At 70.1% G+C, this 26541-nt stretch carries 25 protein-coding genes; 15 read left to right on the top strand and 10 right to left on the bottom strand.

The genetic code is table 11. From position 1 onward, the window contains the following. Positions 1–32 precede the first annotated feature (32 nt). Both C8E96_RS26960 and C8E96_RS26965 read left to right on the top strand, forming a co-directional pair. A complete protein-coding gene (locus C8E96_RS26960) occupies positions 33–1166 on the top strand; it encodes an oxygenase MpaB family protein (RefSeq protein ID WP_091369852.1) in 1134 nt (377 codons plus the stop codon). A 40-nt stretch (positions 1167–1206) separates the two neighbouring features. Next, on the top strand, positions 1207–1767 hold the full coding sequence (locus C8E96_RS26965) for a GNAT family N-acetyltransferase (RefSeq protein WP_091369854.1): 561 nt from the start codon (positions 1207–1209) through the stop codon (positions 1765–1767). Here C8E96_RS26965 and C8E96_RS26970 read toward each other — a convergent pair. Continuing rightward, entirely contained in the window at positions 1756–2112 is a 357-nt protein-coding gene (locus C8E96_RS26970) for a hypothetical protein (RefSeq protein WP_091370204.1), read from the bottom strand. The two genes, C8E96_RS26965 and C8E96_RS26970, sit on opposite strands and share 12 nt — an antisense overlap. Before the next feature lie 126 nt (positions 2113–2238). Here C8E96_RS26970 and C8E96_RS26975 point away from each other — a divergent pair, with 126 nt between their 5' ends. From C8E96_RS26975 to C8E96_RS27000, 6 genes are all read left to right on the top strand, one after another. Beyond that, positions 2239–2943: a DUF1989 domain-containing protein gene (locus C8E96_RS26975; RefSeq protein ID WP_091369855.1), complete on the top strand. Its 705-nt coding sequence runs from the start codon at positions 2239–2241 to the stop codon at positions 2941–2943. Further along, entirely contained in the window at positions 2940–3545 is a 606-nt protein-coding gene (locus C8E96_RS26980; RefSeq protein WP_091369857.1) for an urea amidolyase associated protein UAAP2, read from the top strand. Before C8E96_RS26975 ends, C8E96_RS26980 begins: the two co-directional genes overlap by 4 nt. Beyond that, complete coding sequence (locus tag C8E96_RS26985) at positions 3545–5404, top strand: 5-oxoprolinase/urea amidolyase family protein (protein WP_091370206.1); 1860 nt, start codon at positions 3545–3547, stop codon at positions 5402–5404. Before C8E96_RS26980 ends, C8E96_RS26985 begins: the two co-directional genes overlap by 1 nt. Before the next feature lie 66 nt (positions 5405–5470). Beyond that, positions 5471–7693 carry a GH92 family glycosyl hydrolase gene (locus tag C8E96_RS26990; RefSeq protein WP_228769643.1) on the top strand — a complete coding sequence of 741 codons (2223 nt, stop codon included), beginning with the start codon at positions 5471–5473 and terminating at the stop codon, positions 7691–7693. Continuing rightward, complete coding sequence (locus tag C8E96_RS34245) at positions 7690–7980, top strand: hypothetical protein (protein WP_091369860.1); 291 nt, start codon at positions 7690–7692, stop codon at positions 7978–7980. Before C8E96_RS26990 ends, C8E96_RS34245 begins: the two co-directional genes overlap by 4 nt. Continuing rightward, positions 7977–9254 (top strand): glycosyltransferase, encoded by a 1278-nt coding sequence (locus C8E96_RS27000; RefSeq protein WP_091369862.1) that lies wholly within the window; start codon positions 7977–7979, stop codon positions 9252–9254. The genes C8E96_RS34245 and C8E96_RS27000 overlap by 4 nt, the downstream gene beginning before the upstream one ends. A gap of 78 nt (positions 9255–9332) precedes the next feature. On the opposite strand, the gene C8E96_RS27005 is transcribed toward C8E96_RS27000, so the two are convergent. After that, positions 9333–9977: an NAD(P)-dependent oxidoreductase gene (locus C8E96_RS27005; RefSeq protein ID WP_091370208.1), complete on the bottom strand. Its 645-nt coding sequence runs from the start codon at positions 9975–9977 to the stop codon at positions 9333–9335. 75 nt (positions 9978–10052) lie between these two features. On the opposite strand from C8E96_RS27005, the gene C8E96_RS27010 reads away from it, so the two are divergent. Together C8E96_RS27010 and C8E96_RS34250 are read left to right on the top strand one after the other, a co-directional pair. Then, complete coding sequence (locus C8E96_RS27010; RefSeq protein ID WP_091369863.1) at positions 10053–10916, top strand: helix-turn-helix domain-containing protein; 864 nt, start codon at positions 10053–10055, stop codon at positions 10914–10916. 109 nt (positions 10917–11025) lie between these two features. Next, positions 11026–13206: a proprotein convertase P-domain-containing protein gene (locus C8E96_RS34250; RefSeq protein WP_228769644.1), complete on the top strand. Its 2181-nt coding sequence runs from the start codon at positions 11026–11028 to the stop codon at positions 13204–13206. Positions 13207–13268: 62 nt separating this feature from the next. Here the strand turns inward: C8E96_RS34250 and C8E96_RS27020 are convergent, their stop codons facing one another. Further along, on the bottom strand, positions 13269–16112 hold the full coding sequence (locus C8E96_RS27020) for a glycosyl hydrolase family 95 catalytic domain-containing protein (RefSeq protein ID WP_176926712.1): 2844 nt from the start codon (positions 16110–16112) through the stop codon (positions 13269–13271). Positions 16113–16212: 100 nt separating this feature from the next. Beyond that, positions 16213–16977 (bottom strand): putative protein N(5)-glutamine methyltransferase, encoded by a 765-nt coding sequence (locus C8E96_RS27025; protein WP_091369865.1) that lies wholly within the window; start codon positions 16975–16977, stop codon positions 16213–16215. 226 nt (positions 16978–17203) lie between these two features. Here C8E96_RS27025 and C8E96_RS27030 point away from each other — a divergent pair, with 226 nt between their 5' ends. After that, positions 17204–18022, top strand: a complete 819-nt coding sequence (locus C8E96_RS27030) for a class I SAM-dependent methyltransferase (protein ID WP_091369866.1) — start codon at positions 17204–17206, stop codon at positions 18020–18022. Then, positions 18022–18633, top strand: a complete 612-nt coding sequence (locus C8E96_RS27035) for a TetR/AcrR family transcriptional regulator (protein WP_091369868.1) — start codon at positions 18022–18024, stop codon at positions 18631–18633. Before C8E96_RS27030 ends, C8E96_RS27035 begins: the two co-directional genes overlap by 1 nt. Before the next feature lie 196 nt (positions 18634–18829). On the opposite strand, the gene C8E96_RS27040 is transcribed toward C8E96_RS27035, so the two are convergent. From C8E96_RS27040 to C8E96_RS27050, 3 genes are all read right to left on the bottom strand, one after another. After that, positions 18830–19390: an NIPSNAP family protein gene (locus tag C8E96_RS27040; protein WP_091369870.1), complete on the bottom strand. Its 561-nt coding sequence runs from the start codon at positions 19388–19390 to the stop codon at positions 18830–18832. Positions 19391–19399: 9 nt separating this feature from the next. Next, positions 19400–21142 (bottom strand): putative bifunctional diguanylate cyclase/phosphodiesterase, encoded by a 1743-nt coding sequence (locus tag C8E96_RS27045; RefSeq protein ID WP_228769645.1) that lies wholly within the window; start codon positions 21140–21142, stop codon positions 19400–19402. A gap of 61 nt (positions 21143–21203) precedes the next feature. Then, positions 21204–21566, bottom strand: a complete 363-nt coding sequence (locus tag C8E96_RS27050) for a hypothetical protein (RefSeq protein WP_091369874.1) — start codon at positions 21564–21566, stop codon at positions 21204–21206. 68 nt (positions 21567–21634) lie between these two features. Here C8E96_RS27050 and C8E96_RS27055 point away from each other — a divergent pair, with 68 nt between their 5' ends. Continuing rightward, positions 21635–22417 (top strand): glycerophosphodiester phosphodiesterase, encoded by a 783-nt coding sequence (locus tag C8E96_RS27055; protein ID WP_091369876.1) that lies wholly within the window; start codon positions 21635–21637, stop codon positions 22415–22417. Between the two features lie 63 nt (positions 22418–22480). Continuing rightward, positions 22481–23299, top strand: a complete 819-nt coding sequence (locus tag C8E96_RS27060) for an arylamine N-acetyltransferase family protein (protein ID WP_091369878.1) — start codon at positions 22481–22483, stop codon at positions 23297–23299. A gap of 57 nt (positions 23300–23356) precedes the next feature. Here C8E96_RS27060 and C8E96_RS27065 read toward each other — a convergent pair whose 3' ends face one another. From C8E96_RS27065 to C8E96_RS27075, 3 genes are read right to left on the bottom strand one after another with little or no spacing between them, the layout of a single operon-like run. Beyond that, complete coding sequence (locus tag C8E96_RS27065) at positions 23357–23872, bottom strand: SRPBCC domain-containing protein (protein ID WP_091369880.1); 516 nt, start codon at positions 23870–23872, stop codon at positions 23357–23359. Further along, entirely contained in the window at positions 23869–24189 is a 321-nt protein-coding gene (locus tag C8E96_RS27070; protein ID WP_228769646.1) for an ArsR/SmtB family transcription factor, read from the bottom strand. The genes C8E96_RS27065 and C8E96_RS27070 overlap by 4 nt, the downstream gene beginning before the upstream one ends. 45 nt (positions 24190–24234) lie before the next feature. Further along, positions 24235–24885 (bottom strand): transglycosylase family protein, encoded by a 651-nt coding sequence (locus C8E96_RS27075; protein WP_091369884.1) that lies wholly within the window; start codon positions 24883–24885, stop codon positions 24235–24237. Positions 24886–25105: 220 nt separating this feature from the next. On the opposite strand from C8E96_RS27075, the gene C8E96_RS27080 reads away from it, so the two are divergent. Beyond that, positions 25106–26524, top strand: a complete 1419-nt coding sequence (locus C8E96_RS27080) for an MFS transporter (protein ID WP_091369886.1) — start codon at positions 25106–25108, stop codon at positions 26522–26524. Positions 26525–26541: the final 17 nt, after the last annotated feature.

The following is a 26541-nucleotide window of genomic DNA, read 5'->3' on the forward strand; positions in this document are numbered from 1 at the left end:
CATGGGCCTGCTCCGACCATCGAGGGAGTGCTGTGCCCTACACCGCCGAGCAACTCGACGCATTGCGCCTCGAAGGGGATCCTCTTGCCGACGCGGTGATCGCCGACCTGGTCGCGACCGGGCAGGTCGATGAGGTCAACGCGGTGCTGGCCGAGTTCCGCGGCAACGACACCCCGATCCCGGAGAACCTTCCCGAGTCGGTGCGTTCCTATCTCACCGCCACCGACGACCCGCCGGCGTGGGCCGACCTCGACCGGGTCGCCCGGGCGTACGAGTTCTTCGCCGACGACGGGGTGCACGTCGCGTCGGTGCTGTCGTTCGGGGCGATGGTCAACTGCTACGCGCAGCCGCGGCCGTCGCGGGTGCTCGACCTCACCCACCGGCTCAACCAGCCGCACCGCAGGCTGTCGGAGACCTCGCAGTTCGTGGTGAACCTGATGGCGCCCAACCCTTTCGGCTCGGGTGGGGCGTTCGTGCCGACCATCCAGAAGACCAGGCTCATCCACGCCGCGGTCCGCCATTTCGTCTCGCAGTCACCGGAATGGGACGCCGAGCGGGACGGCGTCCCGGTCTGCCAGCAGGACCTCCTGGGCGCCCTGCTGATCTTCTCGGTCCAGGTGCTCGAAGGCATGCGCCGCATCGGGATCTCCGTGACCGAACAGGAAGCCGCCGACTACTACTACGTCTGGCGGGTGACCGGCGCCCTGCTCGGCATCAAGACCGACGCGATGCCGGAGACCCTGGCCGAGGCCGAGCACCTCAACGCGACGCTCGTGCGGGCGAGCTACGGTCCCTCCCCCGAGGGCATCAAGCTGACCAAGGGCCTGCTCGACCTCTACCGGGACCTGTTCCCCGGCAAGGCTTTCGACGCCGCCGTCCCGGCCATGGTGCGCCAGGTGGTCGACCCGGACGTCGCCGACTGGCTGCAGGTGCCGAAATCCCGCGGCTGGACGCGCGCTGTCGGGGCGGCGAGTCGGGTCATGCGCTGGCTGGAGCGCCGCGAGGACGACAACCGGGTGGCCCGCGCGGTGCTGGACAAGGCGGGCACCCTCCTGCTCACCGGCAGCGTTCGCACCCTGACTAACGGCCAGTCCACGACCTTGTCGATCCCGGAAGACCTTCGCGGGCACTGGAACGTGCCGACCTGCCCGGTCAAGCACCCGTAATCCGCTTGGTGCAAAGCCAGCCACGACCGAGTATCAACGGATGAACGAGGTTCAGTGGCCGACGACGGCTCCACGGTGCGGTCCGGTGGTGCTGCGCGCGTTCGCTGAGCGCGACGTGCAGCTCGCGTTCGAGTTCGGGGATGACCCGTACGTGCCGCTGATCGGGAGCCTCCCGGCGAAACCGTCCGACCAAGAGGCGATGGACTGGATCCACCGCCAGCAGAGCAGGCTCGCCGAGGGCGTCGGCCTGTCCTTCGCCATCGCCGACGCGCGAACCGACGAGGCGGTCGGCGCCATCGGCCTGTGGTTGCAGAACCTGGCCGCGGGCCGGGCGACGGCCGGGTACTCCGTGGCCGCCACGCACCGGGGTCGCGGTTTCGCGAGCAGCGCCTTGACGGCGTTGACCGCGTTCGCGTGGACGATCCCCGCGCTGCACCGGGTCGAACTCCACATCGAGCCGTGGAACCTGGGCTCGATCCGGGTGGCGGAGAACGCCGGCTACCGGCGGGAGGGGTTGCTGCGCAGCCACCAGGAGATCGGCGGTGTCCGGCGGGACATGCTGCTCCACGCGACGATCCGCGCGGAGCCGTCAACCGGGTAGCGCCGCCACGGCCGCCGCCCGGGACGCCAGCGCGTCGAGCACGTCGACCCGCGCGTCCGGGACCCGGACATCCAGCGTCAGCGCACCCTCGGCCGCGACCAGCGCGAAGATGAAGAACGAGCAGCACCCCGTCTCACGCATCACGAGGGCGGCCGCCCGCGCGGCGGTCTCCGGGGTGGGGTCGAGGTCCATCCACAACCCGGTCGGCGAGTACCGGCCGAGCCCCCGCAGCGACGTCGCGAACAGGTCGTCGAACTCCGCCACCCGCGGCGGCCGGTCTTGCGCGGGCAGGGTGCAGGTCCCCGGCACCCAGGCGGCCTCCGGATCGAGCGCTTCGATACTCATGGCCTCACGGTAAACCCGCACCCGCATAACGGATGCAAGACGGAAGTAGGAAATTTTCCAAGGCCGTATGCCCTAACATCACCCGCGACCTGTCAACGGCGACGGGGTGCCACCTAGGGTTCGGACATGCCATCTAGCTACCACCATGAAGTCCCCGGCGGCGCCGCGTGGTCCGCGCCGGTGCGCGCGGGCAGGCTGGTCACGCTGAGCGCCCTGGGCGCCGACGCGAACGCCGCGCTGCTGCTGTTCGGCCCGGATCGGCTGGACCGGTTGAACATCCCCGACACCGTGAAGTCGCAGATGTCGGCGTGTGTGAAGCCGCCGATGGTCCTGATGTCCGACCGCGGGCTCGCACTCGCCTCCGTCGTCGCCTCGACCCTCGACTGGCACGACTGCCTGACCGGCTTCGGCCACGACCGCCACCTGGCGCGGTTCGGCCCCAGCTCGTACGCCGAGCACCGCAACGAGTGGCGCCGGTCCGCGCGGACCGGGCTGGTCTCCGAGCTGACCAAGCACGGGCTGGGGCCTGCCGATCTGCACGGCTGCGTGAACTTCTTCAGCAAGGTGGCGATCGCCGACGACAAACGGGCCTCGCTGACGCTGGTCACCGGGCACGCCGAAGCGGGCGACACCGTCACGCTGCGCACCGAGCAGGACGTGCTGATCGTCCTGTCGACAGCGCCGCATCCGTTGTCCACGGCCGATTACGCGCCCGCCGGGGTGCGGGTCGAGGTCTCCCCCGCACCCGCGGTCGACGCCGACGACGCGAGCACCGTGTTCCGCGCGGAATCCGCCCGCGCGCTCGAGATGGCCAGGAGGGCACAGGCATGACCGTGGCACTGGATCTGGTCGTCCCGCCCGGCGATGGCGCGTTGATCACCGTTCCCGAGGGCGGCAGGCTGCGGATCGTGGACCTGCACGGCAATCAGGCCGTCGACACCCTGCTCTACGACGCGGCCGACATCGACAACCGGTATTCGGCGTTCGACACCGTGCGCGAGCAGGGCGCGGTGTACCTCACGACCGGCTCGCGGCTGCTGTCGACCGCGCTGGACGAGCTGGCCGTGATCACCGACGACACCTGCGGCAGGCACGACACCGTCGGCGGCGCGTGCTCGCAGGAGTCCAACGTGATCCGGTACGGCGAGCACACCCGCCACCAGCACGCCTGCAGGCAGACCTTCCTGCGCTACGGCGCGGAGAAGGGCATCGGGCAGCGCCAACTGGGGCACAACATCAACTTCTTCATGAACGTGCCGGTCGACGGCGCGGGCAATCTCCGGTTCGACGACGGCCTGTCCGCGCCGGGCAAGTACGTGGAGCTCACCGCGAGCCGCGAGATCCTGGTGCTGATCAGCAACTGCCCGCAGCTCAACAACCCGTGCAACGGCTGGAATCCGACGGCTGTCCAGCTGATCGGCTGGTGGGCGTGATGGCGGTGCTCGACGTCCTCGACCCGGGGACGCAGACCACCGTGCAGGACCTGGCGGGCCGCACCGGGCTGTGGGACGTGGGGGTGCCACCGTCCGGGGCGTTCGACGACCTGACGTTCGCGCTGGTCAACGCCGCGGTGGGCAACCCGAGTCACCTGGCGGGCCTGGAGTGCGTCGTGCGCGGGCCGGTGCTGCGGGTCGACGAGCCGCGCCTGGTGTGCGTCGGCGGCGCGGCGGCCCGGGCCACGGTCGACGGGCGCCCCCTGCGGCCGGGCACGGTGGTTCGGCTGCCCGCGGGGGCGACGCTGGACGTGGGACCGCTGGAGGGGCCGGGCATGCGCGGGTATGTCGCCGTCGAGGGCGGGCTGGACGTGCCGCGGGTGCTGGGCAGCCGGGCGACGTTCATCCTCGGCGAGTTCGGCGGAGTCGACGGACGGGCGCTGCGGGCTGGGGACGCGGTGCCGCTCGGCCGCCGCGAGAACCTCATCGCCCCGGTCCCGATCACGTTGCCGGAACTGACGCACGCGTGGACGCTGCGGGTGATCGCCGGTCCGCACGGCGCCCCGGAGTACCTGACCGCCGAGGGGGTCGACGAGTTCTTCGCCGCCACCTGGACCGTCGACCACCGCGCCGACCGCACCGGCATCCGACTCACCGGACCGACCCCGGGCTGGGCGCGCGCGGACGGCGGCGAGGCCGGGCTGCACCCGTCGAACCTGCATGACTCGGCGTACCCGGTCGGCGGGATCATGCTCGCGGGCGACACCCCGGTGATCGTCGGCGTGGACGGCCCGTCGCTCGGCGGGTTCGTCGTCGCGGCGGTGGTGATCGAGGCGGACCGGTGGAAACTCGGCCAGCTGCGGCCCGGCGACACGGTCCGGCTCGCACCGGTCGGCCCCGACTCCGCGAGGCCGGAACCGCTGCACGGCGGCGACGCCACGCAGACCGGGCCCGCGTTCACCATCAGGCGCTCGGGTGACCGGCACCTGCTGGTGGAAGCCGGTCACACCGAACTCGACCTGACCGTGCGGATGTGGGTGCACCTGCTCGCCGAGGCGCTGCGGTCCGACCGGCCCGACGGGGTCACCGAGATCGTCGAAGGGGTCCGGTCGCTGCTGGTGGCGGTCGACTCGGCCGCCCGCGACCTCGCTCCCCTGGCCAAACACCTGGGCGCGCTCGCCGACGACCTGGCCGACCCGTCGACGGCCGTCGTCCCCGCGCGGGAGGTCGTCCTGCCGATCGCGTTCGACCACCCCGAGGCGCACGAGGCGATGCGCCGCTACGCCGCGTCCGTGCGGCCCGACGCGCCTTGGTGCCCCGACAATGTGGAGTTCATCCGCCGGGTCAACGCTTTGCCCCACCGCGACGACGTCTTCGACATCGTGGCCGCGGCGACCTACCTCGTGGTCGGCCTCGGCGACGTCTATCTCGGTGCCCCGGTCGCGGTGCCGATGGACCCCCGACACCGGCTGGTCACCACAAAGTACAATCCGGCCCGCACCTGGACCCCGCAGAACGCCGTCGGGATCGGCGGCATCTACCTGTGCGTCTACGGCATGGAGGGCCCCGGCGGCTACCAGCTCGTCGGGCGCACGGTGCCGGTGTGGCGGCTGGGCGACGAACGGCCGTGGCTGCTGCGGCACTTCGACCGGCTCCGCTTCCGGCCGGTGACCACCGACGAACTGGCCGAGCACCGCGCCGACATCGCCGCGGGCCGCGCCGACCTCGACGTCCGCCCCACCACGTTCTCCGTCGCCGAAGTCCACCGGATCGAACACGAGGCGGCCGACGAGATCCGGGACGTCCGGGCGCGCAGGCGGGCCGCCTTCGACGAGGAGCGCACGCGCTGGAATTCCTGATTCCAGCAAGGAGTTCACGTCAGCGAAACCATCGGGGCGGCCACGCGGTCCTACAGTTTTCCCATCGTGGACGACATCGATCCCTTCATCGGAACGGCCCCGACCGCGCTGCCCCCGGCGCAGGGTCTGGCGGCCACCTGGTGGTGGCCGAAAGCGCAGATCGGCAACACCCACCCGGGGGCCGTCTCCCCGCTGGGCATGGTGTCGGCCTGCGCCTACTCGGGCGCCTACCCCACGGGTTACGGCCTCTACACGAAGAACACCGAGGGCCTGCCGGACCAGATGTTCGACCACCCGCAGGCCTCCGGGTTCACCCACTTCCAGCAGTCCGGCACCGGCGCCATCCGCAAGTACTACAACTATGTGCGGGTCACCCCGATGGTGCAGCCGCTCGACACCCTCGGCCAGTCTTGGCCGCTGCACGACGAGACCGCCGAGGCCGGGTACTACGCGGCCACCCTCGACCCCGGCATCCGGTGCGAGATCACGGTCGGCGCCAAGGTCGCCGTCCACCGGTACACCTTCCCCGAGCACCGCGGCGCCCGGGTGGTCGTCGACCTGTCCTGTGGCGGGCTGGCGATCGACCACGGCCGCACGGTGCCGCTGCGCGCGCACGTGGAGAGCCTCGGCCACGGCCGCGCGCAGGGCACGGTGGTCGTCGAGGGTGTGCCGCTGTCGGTGTACATCGAGGTCGACAGCCCGGACTGGCGGCAGATGGTCTGGCACGACCGCAGGCTGATCGAGGGCGGCACCCGGCTCGACTTCGACCGCATCCGCCAGACCACGCTGCGCCCCTTCGGTTTGCTCTTCATCGGACAGGCCGCGGCCGGGCAGAGCGTCGAGGTGCGGATCGGCTTCTCGCTGCGCGGCTGCGAGCAGGCACGGGAGAACCTGCGCCGTGAGTGCGGGGAGGCGCCGCAGGCCTTCGACACCATCAAGGCGCACACCCAGGCCAAGTGGCGTGACCACGTCGGCCGGATCGAGGTCGAGGGCGGGTCGCCCGCGCGGCGCCAGGTGTTCGCCACCGCGCTGTACCACTCGCTGGTCAAGCCGTGTTTCGGCGACGACGAGAGCCCGTTCTGGCCGACGTCGGGCCCGTTCGCGTTCGACGTCTGCACGATGTGGGACATCTACAAGACCCAGCTGCCGCTGCTGATGGCGATCTGCCCGGACCGGGCGGTCGACCTGCTGGAGTCGCTGATCCGGGTCTGCGAGGAGGAGGGCAACTTCCCCATCGGCTACAGGATGGCCCGCGGCGCGGACCGGTTCTTCCGGCAGGCCAGCGCCCTGACCCACACCGCGCTGGCCGACGCGCACGCCATCGGACTCGGTGACCTGGACTGGAACTGGGCGCTGGTGCACATGGTCGACGACCTGCGCCGGATGTACGGCGAGGACTTCTATGAGCACGGCGTCGTGCACCCGATCTCGCACACCCTCGACCTCGCCTACGCCTACCACTGCACGTCCGGCGTCGCCCGCGCGATGAACGACGTGCCGCTCGCCAAGCAGCTCGACGAACGGGCTCTCCTGTGGCCCAACGCTTTCGACCCGGCCACCGGCCTGCTGCACGACTCGTCGTTCTACGAGGGAGGCAAGTGGAACTACTCGTTCCGGCTCATGCACGACATGGCCGGGAGGATCGCGTTGGCGGGCGGTGACGAGAAGTTCGTCGCCATGCTGGACGCGTTCTTCGGCTACGGCGCGGCCCGGGTGGTGCAGCCCGGCCACCGGCCCGACGCGGCGCAGATGGCCGTCGGATACGCGCTGAACCGGTTCGAGGGGCTGAACAACGAGCCCGACATGGAGGCCCCGTGGTCCTACCACTACGCGGGTCGACCGGACCGCACCGCCGAGGTCGTGCACGCGGCGCTCACCTGGCAGTTCGGCACCGGCCCGGGCGGGCTGCCGGGCAACGACGACTCGGGCGGGCTCAGCAGCTGGTACGTGTGGGCCTCACTTGGCCTGTTCCCGGTCGCCGGGCAGAGCCTGTTCCTCGTCAACGCCCCGGCGTTCGCCCGATCCACGATCCATGTGGGAGACAAGGACTTCGTCATCGAGACCAGCGGACACCGCGAGACACCGATCAGCTCCGACGGGCTCGACCGGGTGCCACCGCCGCAGTACGTCCAATCCGCGCGGCTCAACGGGAAGCCGCTCGAGGTGACTCACCTGAGCGCGTCCGACGTCCACGCGGGCGGGACACTGCACCTGGAGCTGGGCCCGGAGCCGTCGCGCTGGGGGCGGGCGACCCGGCCGCCGTCGCTGTCCACCGGAGTGGGCCCGTGAACCGGCGCCTGGTGATCGCGGTCCGGGCAGACCCGGTGATCTGCGGGCACTCGGGCGAGGCTCGCAACCTGGCCGAAGTCGCGCTCACCCGCGGCTTCACCGACGTGCGCCTGCTGACCTGGCCGATCCCGGCGCTGCGGGCGGCGGGGTTGCCGCTCGAGGTGACGCACCTGAGCGCGTCCGAGGTCCAGGCGGGCGGGACCCTGCGGCTGGAGGTCGGCCCGGAGCCGTCACGGTGGGGGCAGACGAACCGGCCGCCGTCGCTGTCCACCGGAGTGGGCCCGTGAACCGGCGCCTGGTAATCGCGGTCCGGGCAGACCCGGTGATCTGCGGGCACTCGGGCGAGGCACGCAACCTGGCCGAGGTCGCGCTGACCCGCGGCTTCACCGACGTGCGCCTGCTGACCTGGCCGATCCCGGCGCTGCAGGCAGCGGGGCTGCCGCTCAAGCCACTCGACCGGATCATGCCCTACAGCGGGGGAATCACCGTGGAGCGGCCGGAGCCGGTCGGCGACTACCGGGTGCCCGACGGGCGGTTCATGGCGGGCCTCACCGGCAGGCTGGTCGAGTTGCTGGCCGAGCCGGTCCCGACCACCTGCCTGTCGATGTACCTCGCGCCGCACACCGCGGTCGTCCAAGACGCGGTCGCGGCGGCGCGCGCCGCCGGTTTCGCGCCCAATGTGCACACGATGGCGAAGGCGGTGGGCTCGGACGTCACCAACGTGATCCGGTCCTGCCTGCGGGAGGGGCGGTTCGGGGCGGCCGTCGTCCTGTTCACCACGTTCCTCGCCAACGACGAGGTGCTCGCCGTGTCGGAGTACACCCGGCAGGAGATCGTCGCCTCCGCCGAGGAGGTCGACTCCTACTGCGGCACCCGACTCGCCGACGAGTGCCGCGACCGGGTCTCGGTCAGCTACCCGCCGATCGACACGTCGGCGTACCTCGACCTCGACTTGATGCTGGTGGACACCGCACTCAAACGCCGAGGGCTGGAACGCGACGGCTACGTGTTGTTCCTGTCGCGGGTGACGCAGGCCAAGGGCATCTTCGACCTGGTGAACGCATTCTCCAGGTCGAAGGCGCGGTCGCGGGTGCGGCTCGTCGTGGCCGGGACCGGACCGGCGCTCCCCGAGGTCCGGGCGCTCGCCCGCGACGACGACCGGATCGTCTTCCTCGACGACGTGGACGACGAGGAGAAACCGCTGCTGATGCGCGGCTGCGCGGCGTACGCGCTGCCGACCCGGCCGGAGCCGGACTTCGTCGAGACCTTCGGCATCGCGCTGACCGAGAAGATGCTGGCGGGCGGCGGACCGGTGATCACCACCGTCACCGGCGGGACCGGCGAGGCCGTCGGTGACACGGCGGTCATCGTCGAGGCGGGCGACGTCGCGGGCATCGCCGCCGCGCTCGACCGGGTGGTGCTGGAAATGGGACCGGAGGAACGTCGGATCATGGAAGCCCGGGCCCGTGCGCACGCCATGGCCTTCGACCGGACCCGGGTCTTCGACGAGTTGTTCTGTTCCGCCTCCCCGAAATTTTGGGATCAGTCGCCTACCACGTGATTGTGCGGATTCGCGGCGACCGTGGTCGGCTGCCGTCACGGTCCCCTAAGGTTCCGGTCGATCATCGCCGCCGATTGGTCAATAGCCGACGGTGAAGCGCTTTCCGACGTGGCGCGGGTTCTCAATCTCGTCGATGACGGCCACCGCGTAGTCCTCCGTGGAGATCCGGCTGGCGCCGTCGCCGTCGACGATCAGGTCGTCGAGTTCGGTGCGGTACCGGCCGGTGCGGGTGCCGGGTTCGATGGTGGCCGCCGGGCTGAGGTTGGTCCAGCGGACGTCGTCGACTCCGCGGTAGTAGTCCAAAGCGTCGGCGTGCGCGTTCATGATCTGCAGGAGGAACTCCGGCAGGCCTTCCTTCTCGCGTACCTCTCCCCCGTCCGGGGTGCGCAGCGAACCGGCGCCGCCGACGGCGACCAGGCGCGGCGCGTCCGGGCCGAGGGCGCGCAGGCCCGCCACGAGCGATTCGGCGGCGGGCTTGATCGTCGCCAGGTGCCCAGTGCCGTCACCGCCGCCGACGGCGCTGATCACCACGTCGTGGCCCTTGGCGATCGCCGCGACGGACTGGGGGTCGAGGACGTCGCCCACGGTCGGCTCGGCCCGCGGGTCGGTGGGCTTGGCACTGTCGCGCCGGACGGCGGTCACCTGGTGGCCGCGGTCGAGGGCCTCGCGGGTGATGGTGCTGCCGATCGTGCCGGTGGCACCGAACACGGCGATCTTCGCCATGGTGGTCACTCCCTTGTCGTTTGCTGCCTTCTGGGAAGGTCGTCGCTGGTCAGCGAGGTATGATCGGGACTCATCATGGTGAAAAACGGACAGCCCGCGATACCTGAGATCGCCTATTCGCCCCCGTCGGCCGCCGCGGCGGGAGTCGAGGTGCTGACGCTGGCCGACCTGCGGGAGCGGGCGCGCGGGCAGGAGCTGGGCAGTCCGCAGCGCCCTGAGTTCCACCTGCTGTTCGCGGTCGACGCGGGCACGCTGTGGCACGCGGTGGACTTCACCCCGTACACGGTGACCGCCGGTTCCTGGCTGTGGGTGCGGCCGGGGCAGGTCCAGCGTTTCGGCGACTTGGCGAGCGCGGAGGGCACCGTGGTGTTCTTCCAGCCGAGCTTCCTCTCCCCCGCGACCGCGCGCGTCGACGACCGGTTCGGCCCCGTGCACTGGCACGCCACCGGCTCGGCGGCCACCGCCGCCCGCGGCGCCCTCGACCACCTGGCCCGGGAGTACGCCGACCAGGCACTCCCGGACGCGGTGCGCACCGAGTTGCTCGGGCACCTCCTCGCCGCGCTGCTGTTGCGGATCGCCCACCTGAGCCCGGGCACGCCCGCGGCCGAGCCGGGGGAGACCTTCCGCCGCTTCCGCGACGCTGTGGAGCGCGACTTCGCCGCGGCCCGCCAGGTCGGGCACTACGCGCGGATGCTCGGCTATTCGCCGCGGACACTGTCCCGGGCGACACTCGCCGCCGCCGGGGTCGGTGCGAAGGAGTTCATCGACCTGCGGGTCGTCTTGGAGGCCAAGCGACTGCTGGCGCATGGCGACCGCCCCGTCGCGGTGATCGCCCACCAGCTGGGTTTCCCTGATGCCACGAATTTCTCGAAGTTCTTCCACCACCGCGTCGGCCGCACCCCAGGGGCCTTTCGGACCTCGGCCCGGGCGCCGCTGTGAACTCGAACTGAATAGTTAAAAACTCGATCTCGTTCTCTTCTTCCCTTGCGCGGCTTACCTTCGGCCTCCCTGCACTTTGTCTTGTTAGGAGGCCGCATCCGTTATGCGTATGCGCGTAAGAGTTCTGAGTTCGGTCAGCGCGGCAGCCGTCGTGGCAGGCGCCGTCGTGCTCAGCCAAGGCGCGGCCAATGCCGCTGATCCCCCGTCCCCGCAGGACTTCCCGCCCGCCATGGTCAACGGTGTCGCCCATGACCTGGGCATCAGCCAGGAACAGGCCCGCAAGACGCTTGGCGAGCAGGCGGCCGCGCGGGTGGTGCTCGACCGGCTGCCCGAGACAGTCGTGCGGCAGGCGCCCGGCAAGTGGTTCGACGACCAGACCGGTGCGTTGACCGTCGCGGTGACCGACCAGGCCACGGCCGATGCCGTGCGGGCCGCGGGTGCCCGACCCGCTTTCGTCGGTCGGAGCAAGTCGCGGCTCGACTCGCTGGTGTCCAAGGTGGCGGACCTGGCGGCGAAAGATGTCCCCGGCCTCAACGGCTACGGGGTGGACGAGGTTCGCAACGACGTCCTCGTGCGGATCAACGCGACGAAGAAGACCACGGCGACCGAGGAGTTCCTGCGCTCACTGCGTGACGTCGACGGTGTGCGGATCGAGGAGACCGACACGTCGCCGGTGCAGCAGGCGGGCGAGGTCAACCCGGGCGACGGCTGGTGGCCGGGCTCGGAGACGGCGTGCTCGGTCGGTGTCGCCGCCACCGATGCCAACGGCGGCAAGCACTTCCTCACAGCCGGCCACTGCACCAACGACGCCAACCAGGCCGCGTATGGCCAGAGTGGACAGCAGAACCGGATCGGCACCGGCAACGTCGGCGGGTCCCGCAGCATCAACGGCCGCGAGGGCGACATGGGGGTTGTCGCGGTCACGGAGTCGGGCTGGACGCTGTCGGCGGCGGTCAACACCTGGGGCCAGCCCGCGATCAACGTGACCGGCTCGAAGGACGCCATCGTCGGCGAGACCGTGTGCCACTCGGGCAACACCGCCCCCAACTGGGAGTGCGGCCGGGTCACGAAACTCAACCACACCATGGACTACGGCAGCGTGGTCGTCGAAGGCCTGACGGTCACCACCGCCTGCTCCCAGGGCGGCGACTCCGGCGGCGTCTGGCTGGCCGGGGACAAGGCGGTCGGCCTGCATGAGGGCGCCATCAACGGCAACAACTGCCCGACCGGCGACAACGCCGTGTTCCAGCCCCTCAACGAAGCCCTCACGAAGTGGAACCTGACGCTGTTCACCGGCGGCGGCACCACCGACGTCACGGTCGCGAACCCGGGCAACCAGACCGGCACCGTGGGCACCGCGGTCAACAAGACCAACAGCGTCTCCGGTGGCACCTCCCCCTACACCTGGTCGGCCACCGGCCTGCCCGCCGGACTGTCGATCGCCTCCTCCACCGGCACCATCACCGGCACCCCCACGGCGGCGGGCACCTCCAACGTGACCATCACCGCCACCGACAGCTCCAGCCCCGCCAAGTCCGGCTCGGCTTCGTTCACCTGGACGATCAACCCCACCGGCGGCGGCACCTGCTCGGCGGTCACCAACGCCACCGACTACGCCATCACCGACAACACCACCGTCGAAAGCCCGGTCACCGTCTCCGGCTGCACCGGCAACGCCTCAGCCACCGCCAAGGTCGACGTCAACATCGTCCACACCTACATCGGCGACCTGACCGTCTCGCTCATCGCACCCGACGGCTCGGCCTACGTCCTGCACAACAAGGAAGGCGGGTCGGCGGACAACATCGTCAAGTCCTACACCGTCAACCTGTCGTCCGAGACCGCCAACGGCGCCTGGAAGCTGCGAGTCAACGACTCCGGGCCCGGCGACAGCGGCAAGATCGACACCTGGACGCTGAACCCCGGCTCCTCCGGAGACGGCGGCGGCTGCGCCCCGGCCAGCAATGGCACGAACGTGAACATCGCCGACAACAGCACGGTGGAAAGCACGATCTCGCTGTCCTGCACCGGAACCGCCTCGGCCAGCAGCAAGGTCGACGTCGCGATCGTGCACACCTGGCGCGGTGACCTCGTCATCGACCTGGTGGCCCCGGACGGCACGGCGTACCGGCTGAAGAACTCCTCGAGCAGCGACTCGGCCGACAACGTCAACGCCAGCTACACGGTGAACCTGTCCTCGGAATCCCGCAACGGCGCATGGAAGCTCCGGGTGCAGGACGTCGAGACCAACGACACCGGCTACATCGACAGCTGGACCCTCACCACCTGATCCAGGGGGAGCGAAACAGTGGCCCCGCAGGCGAAAGCCCGCGGGGCCACTGTCCGTGCCGGTCACCGCAGGGTCAGCCCGAACAGGTGCATCCTGCCGTGGCTGGGCAGGCGGATCGAGGTCAGCGGCGCCGTGCCGGTGACCGGGATCGTCTGGTGCAGCAGCCGGACTCGCAGCGGGTGGTCGCCGGAGGGGCTGTGCCGGTGGGTCGTCTGCACGGCGACGAGTTCGCCGTTCGTGGTGGTGCGGCCCCAGTCGGAGAGGTTCAGGGGCGCGGTCGAGGTGGAGCCGTCGCCGTAGGTGAAGGTGACCGAGCCGGTGGCGTTGCCCTGGGTCGCGACACCCAGAACGTGCAGTTCCGTGTACGTCCCCGTCGGGACCGAGATCGTCTGTCCAGTTGGAACGACGTTGTTCTTCTGCCCGTCGGCGTAACCCGGCATCGTCCAGTTGACACCGCCGGAGACGAACAGGCCAGGCGTGGGCATCTCCTCGGCGGGAAAGGTGTATCCCGCGGAGTCGAGATCGCCGTCCGCGGTGGCCGACTGCCAGGAGATGCCGTCGTTGTTCAGCAGAGACGCGATGGGCAGCGGTGTGCCGCCCGCGGCAGGCGGCAGCCCCCAGGACGCCTTGGTCGGGGTGGCCACCGGCGCGACCAGCAGGGCGGGTGCCGTTCCGGCCTTCGTGATCAGTGCCTCCTGCCCCGCCGCCAGGGTGATCTCGAGGACACCGTCGGCCTGCAGAGTCCAGTCGATCGGGCCTGGCGTGGCCCCCGCGGGCTGCACGCTGTACGGGCCCGCCATCCCGCCCGGCCGCACCCGGCACGGCTCGCCCGCGAGGCTGCGGACCCTGATGAACTCGGTGACACCGGCCCGCCGCCGGGCGCTGATCCGGAACGCGCCCTCGGTCGTGAGGTTGTGGAGGGTCACGTCGGCCCACGCGGTCGGCACGGCCGGGAAGACCCGGATGACCTCGCCCCAGCTCTGCACGAGCATGTCGTGCATGGTCTGCGCGCCCGCCAGCGGTGTCTCGATCACCGGGCCGGTCTCGGCGTACATGGTGTTCTGCCTGACGTAGGACGTGACCAGCTTGTTCAGCTGCGTCAGTGCGGAGTTCCCGTTGCCCAGCAACGCGTACATCGAGCCCGAGCCGGTGAAGCTGTAGCCCTGCAGCGCGCCGGTCAGGCTCTGCCAGTGCGCCAGCGACTTGACCAGCAGATCCCGGTTGGCGGGCACGGTCACGTCCAGCTCGTAGAGCGGGTAGAACCAGAGCAGGTGCGAGAAGTGCCGGTGCGACGAGGTGAGTTGCTTGTCCTTGCCGATCCACAGTCCCTGGGTGGCGTCCTGCGGAGGCGGGGTCAGGTGCGCGAGCACGTCGCGCCACTTTGGCGCCAACGGGTCGGTGATGCCGAGCCGGTCGACGGCGGCGAGCAGGGTGCGGCAGCCCCAGTGGATCAGTGCCAGGTCGTAGTTGCAGTCACTGGTGTTGGCGTACTCCGGCGAGTAGGTGGTAGGCAGGTGGTAGACGCCCGCGCTGTCCTTGGCGAGGAAGTGCAGGTAGAAGTTGATCGCCTTGCGCAGCCGGGGAAACAGCGTGTTCCGGAGCAGGGTGTCGTCCATGGTGTGCCGGTATGCCAGCCACACGTTGTGCAGCGCCCAGGTCAGGTTGCCCGCCTCGCATACCGGCGAGGTCGTGCCGGGCACGCTCGACACCTCGGACTTCAGATCCTCCTGCGAGGTTCGGGCGAGCACGAGCGAGTCCCCGCGGTAGGCCTGCGGGGTGCTCGCGATCAGCCCTGCCTCGTTGCCCGCCATCGACTTGCTCAGCGAGTCCAGCTCGGTGTGCCCAGTGGCGTAGAGCAGCCAGTACTCCAGCTGCACGTTGAGGTTCCACCAGACCGCGGGCCACGGAGTCGGCTCCAGCCACGGGCCGGTCGTGGCCATCACGGGCCGGTCGGCGCGGGTGGCGCTGGCGGCCTTGTAGAGCTGGGTCCAGTAGAAGCTCATCAGCTTGGTGTCGGGCACGGACACGAAACTGCTGGGATAGAAGGCGTTCCACCATGAGCGGTGGTCGGCGGCGAGCTGGTCGAGGGTGCCCAGCGCGCTCATGGTGGCCGCCGCGGTCGTGCTCGCGGAGCGGTCGGTCCCGCTGTGCGCCACGGTGCACAACAGGGTGGCGGTCACCCCGTCGGCTTCGGTGCGCCGCGTCCAGCGGGTTTCGGTGCGACCGCCGCAAGCCAGGTCCTGCACGCAGGTGCCGCCTGCCGCGGTCGTGGTCGTCACCGCCGCGGGGTTGCTCAGCAGGTCGGCGGGCCGCTGCGCCGGATAGAACTGCTGGCGGGGGCTGACCGCGGCCTGCGAGGTGAAGGTCCACGCGGCGGTCTCGGTCCCGCTGGCCGGAACGGCGGCGACCACCAGGACATCCTTGCGGGCGTGGACGAACGCCCGGACCGAGAGCACACCGTTCGTGGTGGTCACGAAGCCGCTCAGCTCAGCGTTCCATAAGGACAGTCGCAGGTCGACACCGGTCACCGCCCCGGTGGTCTGCAGCGTCAGGTAGCCGACCGGCAGCCGGGCCCCGCCCCACAGCGGACCGCCGGGGGCCTGGTGGTCGCGCACCCGGCTGTCGCCGAGGACGAACGCGAGCCGGTTCGCCCCCGACCGCTGGTAGACGCTCACGCCCAAGCCGCCGTTGCCCAGGAACGGGCCTTGGTAGAAGGAAGTGGGCACCGACTGCCACACCAGGTCCAGCGACCCGAGGAAGTCTCGCCACCCGGTGCCCGCGGCGAGCCGGTCGTCGAGCACGGCCCCGGCGGCGAGCGCGGGCGACGCCCCGGTCATCACCATCGGCAGCGCGGCCGCGGCGACCGACCAGGACAGGAACGAGCGGCGGGGAATGCGGTGCGGCATGGTCACTCCATCGGAAGCAGGCCGATTCATCCAATGTTCACAGTCATGAACGCTGAATGTGCGTGATTTTCGCCGCACGAGTGTGAGATAGATCTGACCTTTACGCAATACCCGCTTTAGTGCCGATGACGACGGTCGCGCCCAGCTCGTCGCAGCCGACCACGCGCGGGGTCAGTCCATCCCGCTCGAACGCCTCGGCCGTGCGCGGCGCCTGGCGTTCACTGGTCTCGATGAGGAGGTGCCCGCCAGGCGCCAGCCACGCCGCGGCGGCGGCGCTGACGCGGCGCTGGATCTCAAGACCGTCGGCGCCGCCGTCGAGAGCGTGGCGCGGCTCGTGGATGCGGGCTTCCGGGGGCATGAGCACGATCGCGTCGGTCGGGACGTAGGGGGCGTTCGCGACCAGGATGTCGACACGGCCGCGCAGGGAGTCGGGCAGCGGGTCATAGAGGTCGCCCGCGAAGACGGCGCCTCGGACATTGCGGCGGGCGCACGCCACGGCTGCTGGGTCTATGTCCACGGAATACAGCTCGACACCGTGGACGGCGGCGGCCACCGCGGCGCCGACTGCGCCGGATCCACAGCACAGGTCGACCACGACAGCGCCCGGCGCGGCGAGCGCGGCGGCTTGCCGGGCGAGGAACTCGGTGCGCCGCCGGGGGACGAAGACGCCCGGGTCGACGGCGACGCGCAGGCCGCCGAACTCCGCCCAGCCCAGCACGTGTTCCAGCGGCTCCCCCGCGACCCGGCGGGCGAGCATCGCGGCGAGGTCGGCCGGGGTCGCGGCGGTGGTGATGAGGAGGTGGGCCTCGTCCTCGGCGAAGACACAGCCCGCGGAACGAAGAGTGGTGACGATCGGGGACGACATGGAACGCCTTTCGGGGATGCCGACGGGCGCTCTCGTGGTCACCGAACCCGGTGGACCCTGTGGCCGTGAGAGGAGAGCACCCGACCTGACCTGACGGTCATGGGTTCCCACCTCCTTCGATTCCTCCGATACCGGCGTCGCCACCCTACTAGACGTTGCGCTCGGGCCGGGTCACAGTCCATGATGAACGCACGTTCATGAACGGACGTTCACGAGGGGATTTCTCATGGAGACGATCAACACCGGTCAGGCCGAAGCGTGGAACGGCTACGAGGGGAAGCACTGGGCCGACCACCACGACCGCTACAACGCGATCAACCTCGAGTTCAACCCGGCAGTCCTCGACTTGATCCGCCCTGACGACCGGGTTCTCGACGTCGGCTGCGGCGCGGGCCAGCTCACCCGCCTCGCCGCGGGTCGGGGCGCCGGGGCGATGGGGCTCGACCTGTCCGAGCCGATGCTCGCCCGGGCCAGGCAGGTCGCGGCCGAGGAGGGAATCGACAACGTCACGTTCGTCCAAGGCGACGCCCAGGTGTTCGCGTTCGCCCGCGAGTTCGACGTGGCGGTCAGCCGGTTCGGGATCATGTTCTTCGCCAACCCGGTCGCCGCGTTCGCCAACCTCGGCACCGCGCTGCGCCCCGGCGGCAGGCTCGCGATGTTGAGCATGCGCTCGATCGCCGAACATGATCTGGCCGAGGTCATCGGCGCGGCCAAGCAGCTGCCGTGGATCAACGACGAGCCCGGCGACGCGGGCCCGCTGTCGATGAGCGATCCTGTTGTCGTGCGCGGAATCCTGGAGCAGGCGGGCTACACCGACATCGCGATCGACCCTGTCGACGCCGACCAGGTGTGGGGCCGCGACGCGGCCGACGCGGGCGCCTTCCTCGCCGACTGGGGACCGGTCCGGTTCAACCTGGCCAACGCGGGCCCTGAAGTCGCCGACTTGGTCCGCGCCGAGTTCACCGAGTCGATGCGCCGCTTCGAGACCCCCGACGGCGTGCGACTGCGCGGCGCGGCCTGGCGGATCCAGGCGGTGCGCGCCTGATGGCCCCGCGCAAGGTGGCGGCCGCGGGCGACCAAACCCTGCGCGAACACCTGATCACCACCGCCGAACGACTCCTCGCCCGCCGCGGCGCCACCCCGACCGTGCGCGAGATCGCACAGGAGGCCGGGGTGGCGACCGGAGTGCTCTACAACCACTTCGCCGACAAGGAAGACTTGCTGGCGCTGGCGTTGCACGCCCACGTCCGCTCGGTCGAGGCAACACTGGGCGACCCACCCCGGCCAGGCATCGACCCGGTGGAGACCACGCTGACCAGGTTCGTCGAACGCGGCCTGGCACTGCACGAGGCGATCCTGCCCGCGTTTACCGCGTTGCTGGCCCAACCCGAGGTCCTGGTCCGATTCCGGGCGCTGACCAACCCGACCGCCGGTGGCCGGGGCCTACGCCAAGAACTCGCCGACTTCCTTGCCGCGGAACAGGAACAGGGTCGCGTCGCTGCCGACGCCGACCTCGAGGCAGCCGCCACAATGATCATCGGCGCCTGCCACGAAGTGGTTCTCCCCCATCTCTATGGGGGCACGGAAGTCGTGGTGCCGAAGGGTTTCGCCGCAATGGTGAGCTGGACTGTCCTGCATGGCATCGCCCACCGATGATCCGAACGCCGAAAGCGATCACGAAACGCGAGGGGCCAAGCCCAGCAGCCTGTTTGGGTGGTTCGCCTTGATTTGGGGTGAAATGGGCCTACACTTTCGGCGCGGGTGGGTTTCACCTCCCCACCCTCTTTGCCCGCGCAGGCCCATTTCGAGGGGCCCCAAATCAAGGCGAACCACCCAAACAGGCACCACGTGCCTATCGCAGGGCGGACCGATCCGTCGGCTCAAGGGTGAGCGTTTCCACCCGGGCGGATAAGGCAGGCCCCTCACCGAACGTCACCAACACGTGTTCCCCCAACCGAACCGGCAACGCCGGAAAGGTGTTCTCGCTGTAGTCCCCCCGAAACACCGCAAGAAACGGTTCAGCAGCAGCCTTCTCCACCAGATCCTCGGCAACCGGCGCATCAAAGTAATGGATCATCGCAGTGAGCGGCGAACCGACAGAAACATCCGCGAAGTCCCGCACAGCGCTTAACAGCAGCACATTGTCCGAGTCGATCATCGTCGCGTTCGCCGCGTCCCGATGCGCCTTCCACACCGGCCCGCCGTAGAACGCCGCTAACGCCGCCTTCCGCGCAGGCATGTCCTCGAACCCGCGCATCCACACGAAACGGTCCGGGTCGCCCGCGTCGCGGAACAGGCCGGGCAGGGTCATGCCCAAGGCCAGCTGCGGCTCGACGAACTCCCGCTCGAACAGCGAGATCAGCTCGTCGCGACGGCCTGGGTGCAGGGTGTACTGCCGCAGTTCGAAGATCATGCCCCGAACCTAGCCGCGCCCACCGACAATTCCGCGCGAGGTGGACTCGGCCCGGGCGGCGGACTCGGCTCGCGCGTTCGCGGAGTCCATCGTGTCCAGGTCCTGCATCAACGTGGGCCGGCGCATCCACACCCCGTGCGGGCGGGCGAGCAGTGTCTCCAGTGGTTCCGGCTTGCCCAGATGGAACCCTTGTGCGACGCGCACACCGAGCCGGGACAGGGCTTCGACCTGGGTGGCGCGTTCCACCCATTCGGCCACGACCGACAGGCCCAGGCCGCGGGCGATGTCGACGATCCCCTGCACCAGCACGGTGTCGCGGCTGCCGTAGTCGATGCCGTGGATGAACTCGCCGTCGATCTTGAGGCCGGTGATGGGCAGTTCCTTCAGGTGCACGAACGACCCGAACCCCGAACCGAAGTCGTCGAGAGTGATGCGGCAGCCGCTGGCGCGCAGCTGCTGCGACAGGCTGCGGGCGGCGTCGAGGTTGGTGACCGCTGCTGTCTCGGTGATCTCGAAGCCGAGACGCCCCGGAGCCACGCCCGCGGCGGTGAGCCGGTCGAGGACGAAGTCGCCGAAGTCCTCGTCCTCCAGGGTGCGGCCGGAGACGTTGACGTTGAATCTCAGCCCCGGATACGGGTGCTCGACGAGGGTCTGGATCGCCTTGTCCGCGACCCAGCGGTCGATCTCGAAGACAAGATCACTGCGTTCGGCGGCGAGCAGGAACTCGCCGGGGCCCAGGTGCGGGTCCTTCCCGTCCTCCAGCCGCAGCAGCAGTTCGTGGCCGATGACCCGGCCGCTGCCGAGCTTGACCATCGGCATCGCGTGCAGCACGAACCCGCCGTGCTTGAGCGCCGCGCGGACCCGTTCGATCACCGTGACGCGCAGGGCGGTGTCCTGGTAGTGCCCCGGTTCGTAGACCGTGACCCGGTTGCGGCCCGCCGCCTTGGACGCGTAGAGCGCCATGTCGGCGTTGGCCAGGACCTCCTGCCACGACACGCCCGAGTCGAAGGTGGCCACGCCGATGGACACGGTGATGCGGCTGGCGCCCGCGACGCCGGTCATCGGGATCGCGGCGATGGCGTTGCGCAGCCGGTCGGCCGCCGCCACGGCGTCGCGCTCGTCGGAGTCGGCCAGCACGGCGGCGAACTCGTCGCCCGAGAGCCTGCCGAGGACCTGGCCGCTGCCGATGCGGTCGCGCAGCAGCGACGCCAGGGTGCACATGACCCGGTCGCCCGTGGGGTGGCCGTGCAGGTCGTTGACGTCCTTGAAGTGGTCGAGGTCGAGCAGCAGGAACGCGCCGCGCACCCCGAGGGCGAGCTGGCGCTCCAGCTCCCGGGTCAGCGCGCGCCGGTTCGGCAGGCCCGTGAGGGGGTCCTCGTCGACCAGGCGCAGCAACTCGTCCTGGTGGTTCGCCAGGCCCACGGAGTCGAGTTCGCGGTTGCGCCACCGGGTGACGTCGGTCGCCCGGTAGAGCAGGCCGTCCTCGGTGGCGGTGCACCGGATCTCGAGCCAGCGATAGCTGGCGCCGTCGATCGCGGGCTGGGGCAGCATGACGTCTTCGTCGCGCGGGCCGTCCGGCGCGCCCGCCAGCAGCGCGGTCAGCGATCGGCCGATGCTCTGCTCGACACTGAGGCCGAGCAGCACCGCCATGGCGGGGTTCACCCAGCGCACGGTCGATGCTCGATCGGTGAGCGCGAAGGCCGTATCGGTAGCGGACAGGATCTCCGCGGGGGCGGTCTCGTGGTCCGTCACCCGGTCTCCCTCACCCATTCTCGTGGGGACATGCGCACGAAGCGTAGTGGACCGAACGTGTTCAGCGCAGGCGCTCAAGTCCCTTGGCGCTGATCTCGATGGCTTCGGCGAGGCCGATCAGCTCCGCCGCGCTCGCGCCGTCGCGGGCCGCGGTCACCACGTCCTCGGCCGCGCAGCGCAGCTGAAACAGGCGATCCTGCAGGTCAGCGAGTTCCGCGGCGGACAACACGACCGCGTCCTCGGGGAGCCCGCCGCGCTGCACCGCGGTCCGCCGCTCATACGCACGCTGCCTGCAAGATTGGGCGCAATAGCGGCGTGGCCTGCCCGCGCGCGGGTCGCCCGGGAGCTGTCGGCCGCACCAGCCGCAGTGTCGGGGTTCGTCACGGCGACGCACGACGTCCACCGGTTGGGTCACCACTACCATGGCGCTGGACGCTATCTGGACACCCTGAGTACACCGCGAGCGCCACGCCGTTGAGGCACACTCAGCAGGTGCGATCCGATCACGGCTTCTTCGCCGGCCCCTACCCGCGGGCCTTCGTCCACCGAGGCTGGCACTACGACGACCTCGACGGCCTCGAGAACTCCCTGGCCGCGTTCAAGCGCGCGGTCGACGAGGGATACCGGTACCTGGAGACCGACGTGCACGCCACGAGCGACGGCGTGGTCGTCGTGCACCACGACGCGCTCCTCGACCGCACGACCGACGCGTCCGGCGCGGTCGCGCTGCTGCCGTGGGCGACCGTGCGGGAAGCCAAGATCGGCGGCCGGGAACCGGTCAGCAGGCTGGAAGACCTGCTCGAAGAGCTGCCGGACGCGCTGATCAACATCGACCTCAAGAGCGACGCCGCGGTGGCGCCGACGCTGGAGGTGCTGCGGCGGATGGACGCGTTCGACCGGGTGTGTCTGGCTTCGTTCTCCGAGAGCCGCATGGCGCGGGTGCGCAAGCTGGCCGGACCGGTGGCGCTGACGTCGATGGGCATGGGCGCCATGGCGCGGTTCTGGGCGACGGGCAAGCTGCCGCAGTTCTTCGCGCGACGCTCGGACCGGCCGCTGGTGTGCCAAGTGCCGGTGCGCCAGGGCCGGATCACCGTGGTCAACCCGCGGCTGGTCGCGGTGGCCCGCCGCCGCGACGCGGAGGTGCACGTGTGGACGATCGACGAGCCGGAGCAGATGCGCGAGCTGCTCGACCTCGGCGTCGACGGCCTGATGACAGACAAGCCCAAGGTGCTCAAGGACGTGCTGATCGAGCGGGGGCTGTGGGCGCACGCGTGAGTCTTCGTTCTTGACCTACAGCGTTCTTGACCTCCAGTGCGCTGGAGGTGGTCCCATGAACGCATGACGACGCTCTCCCCCACCCCGGACTGGGGCAGCGAGGACCTCGACCTCGACAGCTACCTCGCCCGCATCGACCACCCGCGGGTGGAGCCCTCGCTCGACGCGCTGCGCTCCCTGCACATCGCGCACGTGCGGGCGATCCCGTTCGAGAACATCGGCGTGCTGCTGGGCGGACCGCCCGACCTGAGCGTCAAGGCGGTGGCGGCGAAGCTGGTCGACCGGGCGCGCGGCGGGTACTGCTTCGAGCACGCCCCGCTGTTCGCCGCGGCCGCCGAGCAGCTCGGATTCACCGTGCGGCGCAGGCTCGGCCGGGTCGGTCCGCAGCGGTCGGGTCCGCGCACGCACGCCCTGCTCATCGTCACCGTCGACGGCGCTGACCACCTGGTCGACGTCGGGTTCGGCGCGTCGATCTGGCAGCCGATGCCGCTGGTCGACGGCGCCGAGATCGACCAGGCGGGCTGGCCGCACCAGCTGCGGAAGACCGACCTGGGCTGGTCGCTGTGGCGGCTGACGAAGGACGGCTGGGAGCCCGAGCACGAGTTCGAGGACATCCCGCAGCTCGCGGTGGACTTCGAGGTGGGCAACCACTACGCCGCGACGGGACCGCGTTCGCCGTTCCCCGGCAAGCTGATCGTGAAGCGGCTCAGCGAGGGCGTCAGCCGCAGGCTGGTCGGCAACGAGCTCAGCGTGGAGTACCCCGACGGGCGGACCGAGACCACCACGATCGGGTACGACCAGCTCGGCGAGGTGCTGCCCGGCCTCGACATCGACCTGACCCCTGATGAGCTCGACGCCCTACGCGGGAGACTCGAGGCCTGACACAGCAAAGACACCGCCGCCCGGGGAAGCGGGGCGGCGGTGTCTTCGGCGTGGTGATTAACCGGCGAGGATCTTGCCGGTCTCCAGGAGCGACTTGAGGTCGCTGAGGATCCACGGGTGCCCGCCGCCACCCTGTCCGGGGTCGCCGTTGTCGCCGTTGACCATCGCGGCGACGGTGGGCGCGTTGGTGACGTCGTGGGACACGGTGAGCGCGCAGTAGCCGCCCTCGACCTCGCTGATCTCCTGCGTCAGGGTGGTGAAGCCCTCGGCGGCGCAAGTCGGGTCCATCAGCATCCGCCACGTCATGACGAGCTTGTGCGGCGCGTCGGCTTCGAGGATCTCGCCATCGATGAGGAGGTCGGGGATGTCGTAGCCCTGCTCCTTGCCCGCCTCGCGCATCGCGTCGCTCGGGTAGGTCTTCGCCGCGCCGCCGGGCTTGAGGTCGTAGTCGACCACGCCGGTGTAGCCGTACTTGGCGGTCCACTCCGGCTTGGTGATCGCGTCCCAGATCGCCTCCGGGGTGGCCTTGATGTAGATCTTGTAGACCTGCACGGTCTGCTGCGTCGTGGTCATGTCTCGTCCTCCAGTTGCGCCTTGAGCTCGATCAGCGCGCTCACGTGACGCTCGTCGGTGTACTTGTCGATCCATCGGTCATGAATCAGTCGGATGGGCACCGGGTTGAGGAAGTGCAACTTCTCCCGCCCGGAGCGGCGCGTGACGACCAGCCCGGCCTCTTCGAGGACCTTCAGGTGCTTCATGACGCCGAAGCGCGTCATCTCCTGGTCGGCCTCAAGCTCCCCGAGCGTCTGTCCGTCGCGAGCGAACAGCCGGTCGAGCAACAGGCGCCGGGTGGGGTCTGCCAATGCCTTGAACACCCGGTCGTCGTTCACGTGACCAGAATAGGTGACCAAATGGTCACATGTCCAGTCCTGATTTCACGGCTTCGGCGCGACGCCCTGCCAGGCCGCCCGCCAGGTCTTCGGGCCGAGCTTCCCCGAGGCGGTGATCCCGTTGGCCCGCTGCAGGGCGAGCACCGCGCGCTCGGTCTCGGCGAAGTAGCAGCCGCTCCCCTGGAACTGGTAGCCGTGCACGTTCATCCGCAGCTGCCACCGCCGCAGCGCGGGCGCGCAGTCGCCGAAGACGTAGACCACCCCGGGCCAGGGCGGCATGGCGTTCGGCGGCGCGGTGGACCCGCCGCCGATGTAGGCCGATTCGGCGTAGGTCGGCACCCGCTTGCTGCGCGCGTCGGGATCGGGCTGCAGACCACGCATGCCCGCGCACTCCCACGGCTGCCAGCCGCGCATCCGGTAGAGATACAGCGCGCGGTAGTCCTGCTCGGCGGGCGCGGCCTCGTGCGGGTAGCCCTTGCCGCCGACACTACTCCACGTGGGCAGGTCGAACTGGTAGGCGCCGTAGTACCCGGAGCCGGTGTTCACCGTGTACCGGTTGCTGGACTCGCACATCCGCAGCTCCGCCCAGTCGGCGGCGGGCGGGTCCGCGGCGGCCCCGGAACCGGCGACGACGGCGGTCGAGGCGACCGCCGTGACCAGCAGGAGCATCCGCGCGAAAACCCGTCTACCAGCCATAACCCAGGACGGTAAGCCGGAGTCCCACCAGCCACAACCGCAACATCCGCCTCACGTATCACCCGCACGGGTAGCGAGGACCTACTCGCGGCGATGATGAAGGTGACCGTTTGGACTCGGCCGGGCGATGCCCACCGCATCCGGTGGCGGGGCCAGTACTCTCCGCCGTGCCGGGCGTGCGCACGCCCGGTGCCGGTCATTTCGCGGAGGCAGCGTGAGCATGGTGGACGACAACACCCCGGTCGCCGATGAGGCGGCGCGCAAGCGCGAGCAGCGCGGCTGGGTCTGGTACGACTGGGCGAACTCGGTGTTCCCCACCTCGGTCACCACGGTCTTCGGGTCGCTCTACCTCACCGCCGTCGCCGCGACCGCCGCGCAGGCCGACACCGAGCGCAACGGGCCCAACCCGTGCCCGGCCGACGCCGCCGGGAACACCGACAAGCTCAAGGACTGCGACATCAGCCTGTTCGGGCTGGACTTCGCCGCGGGCTCGCTGTGGGGCTACCTGCTGTCCTTCGCCACCGTCATCCAGGTGCTGATCGTGCCGCTGATGGGCGCGATCGCCGACCGCACGTCGAAAAAGAAGCCGATGCTGGCCTTCTTCGCCTTCGGCGGCTCGGTCGCGACCGTGGCGATGGCACTGGTCAGCGGGTCGAACTGGGAGCTCGGGGTGATCTTGTTCATCCTCGGCAACATCGGCTACGGCACCTCGGTGGTCATCTACTACTCGTTCATCCCCGACATCGCCACGGCCGACGAGCGCGACGGCCTGTCCACCCGCGGCTGGGCGTTCGGCTACCTCGGCGGCGGCGTGGCGCTGGCCATGCAGCTGGTGATCTACCTGTTCCGCGACAGCTTCGGCATCTCCGAGGGCAACGCCGCGCAGATCGCGTTCCTGCTCTCGGGCATCTGGTGGTCGGTGTTCACGATCATCCCGCTGCGCAGGCTGCGCGGCCACGACCCGGCCAAGGCGCTGCCCACCGACGGGTCGGTGGTCACCGCGGGCTTCCGGGAGCTGCGCACCACCCTTCGCGACGCCCGCGCCTACCCGCTGACCCTCGCGTTCCTGGGCACGTACCTCATCTACACCGACGGCATCGCCACCGTCGCGAACGTGTCGGCCCAGTACGGCCGCGAGGAACTCAAGTTCTCCGCCGACGTGCTGATCACCACGATCCTCATCGTGCAGTTCGTCGCGTTCCTCGGCGGCATGCTGCACGGCCTGGTCGCCCGGCACATCGGCGCCAAGAAGACGATCATGATCAGCCTGTTCGTCTGGGTGCTGGTCATCGGCGCCGCCTACTTCGTGCAGGCAGGCCAGGCGCTGCAGTTCTACCTGGTCGCGGGCGGCATCGGCCTGGTCCTCGGCGGCACCAACGCGCTGTCGCGGTCGGTGTTCAGCCAGATGATCCCGGTGGGCAAGGAAGCCCAGTACTTCTCCGTCTACGAGATCGGCGAGCGCGCCACCTCGTGGCTGGGCCCGCTGCTGTTCGCCTTCATGGCGGGCGCCACCGGCTCCTACCGGTACGCGATCATCTCCCTGGTCATCTTCTTCTTCATCGGCCTGGTCCTGATGTACTTCGTGCCGATCCGCCGCGCCATCCGCGCGGTCGGAAACCCGGAACCCGCGATCCTCTAGGGTTGCCGCCCGTGACC

This window comes from Actinokineospora alba, assembly GCF_004362515.1.
In the GTDB taxonomy this organism is placed as follows: Bacteria; Actinomycetota; Actinomycetes; order Mycobacteriales; family Pseudonocardiaceae; genus Actinokineospora; species Actinokineospora alba.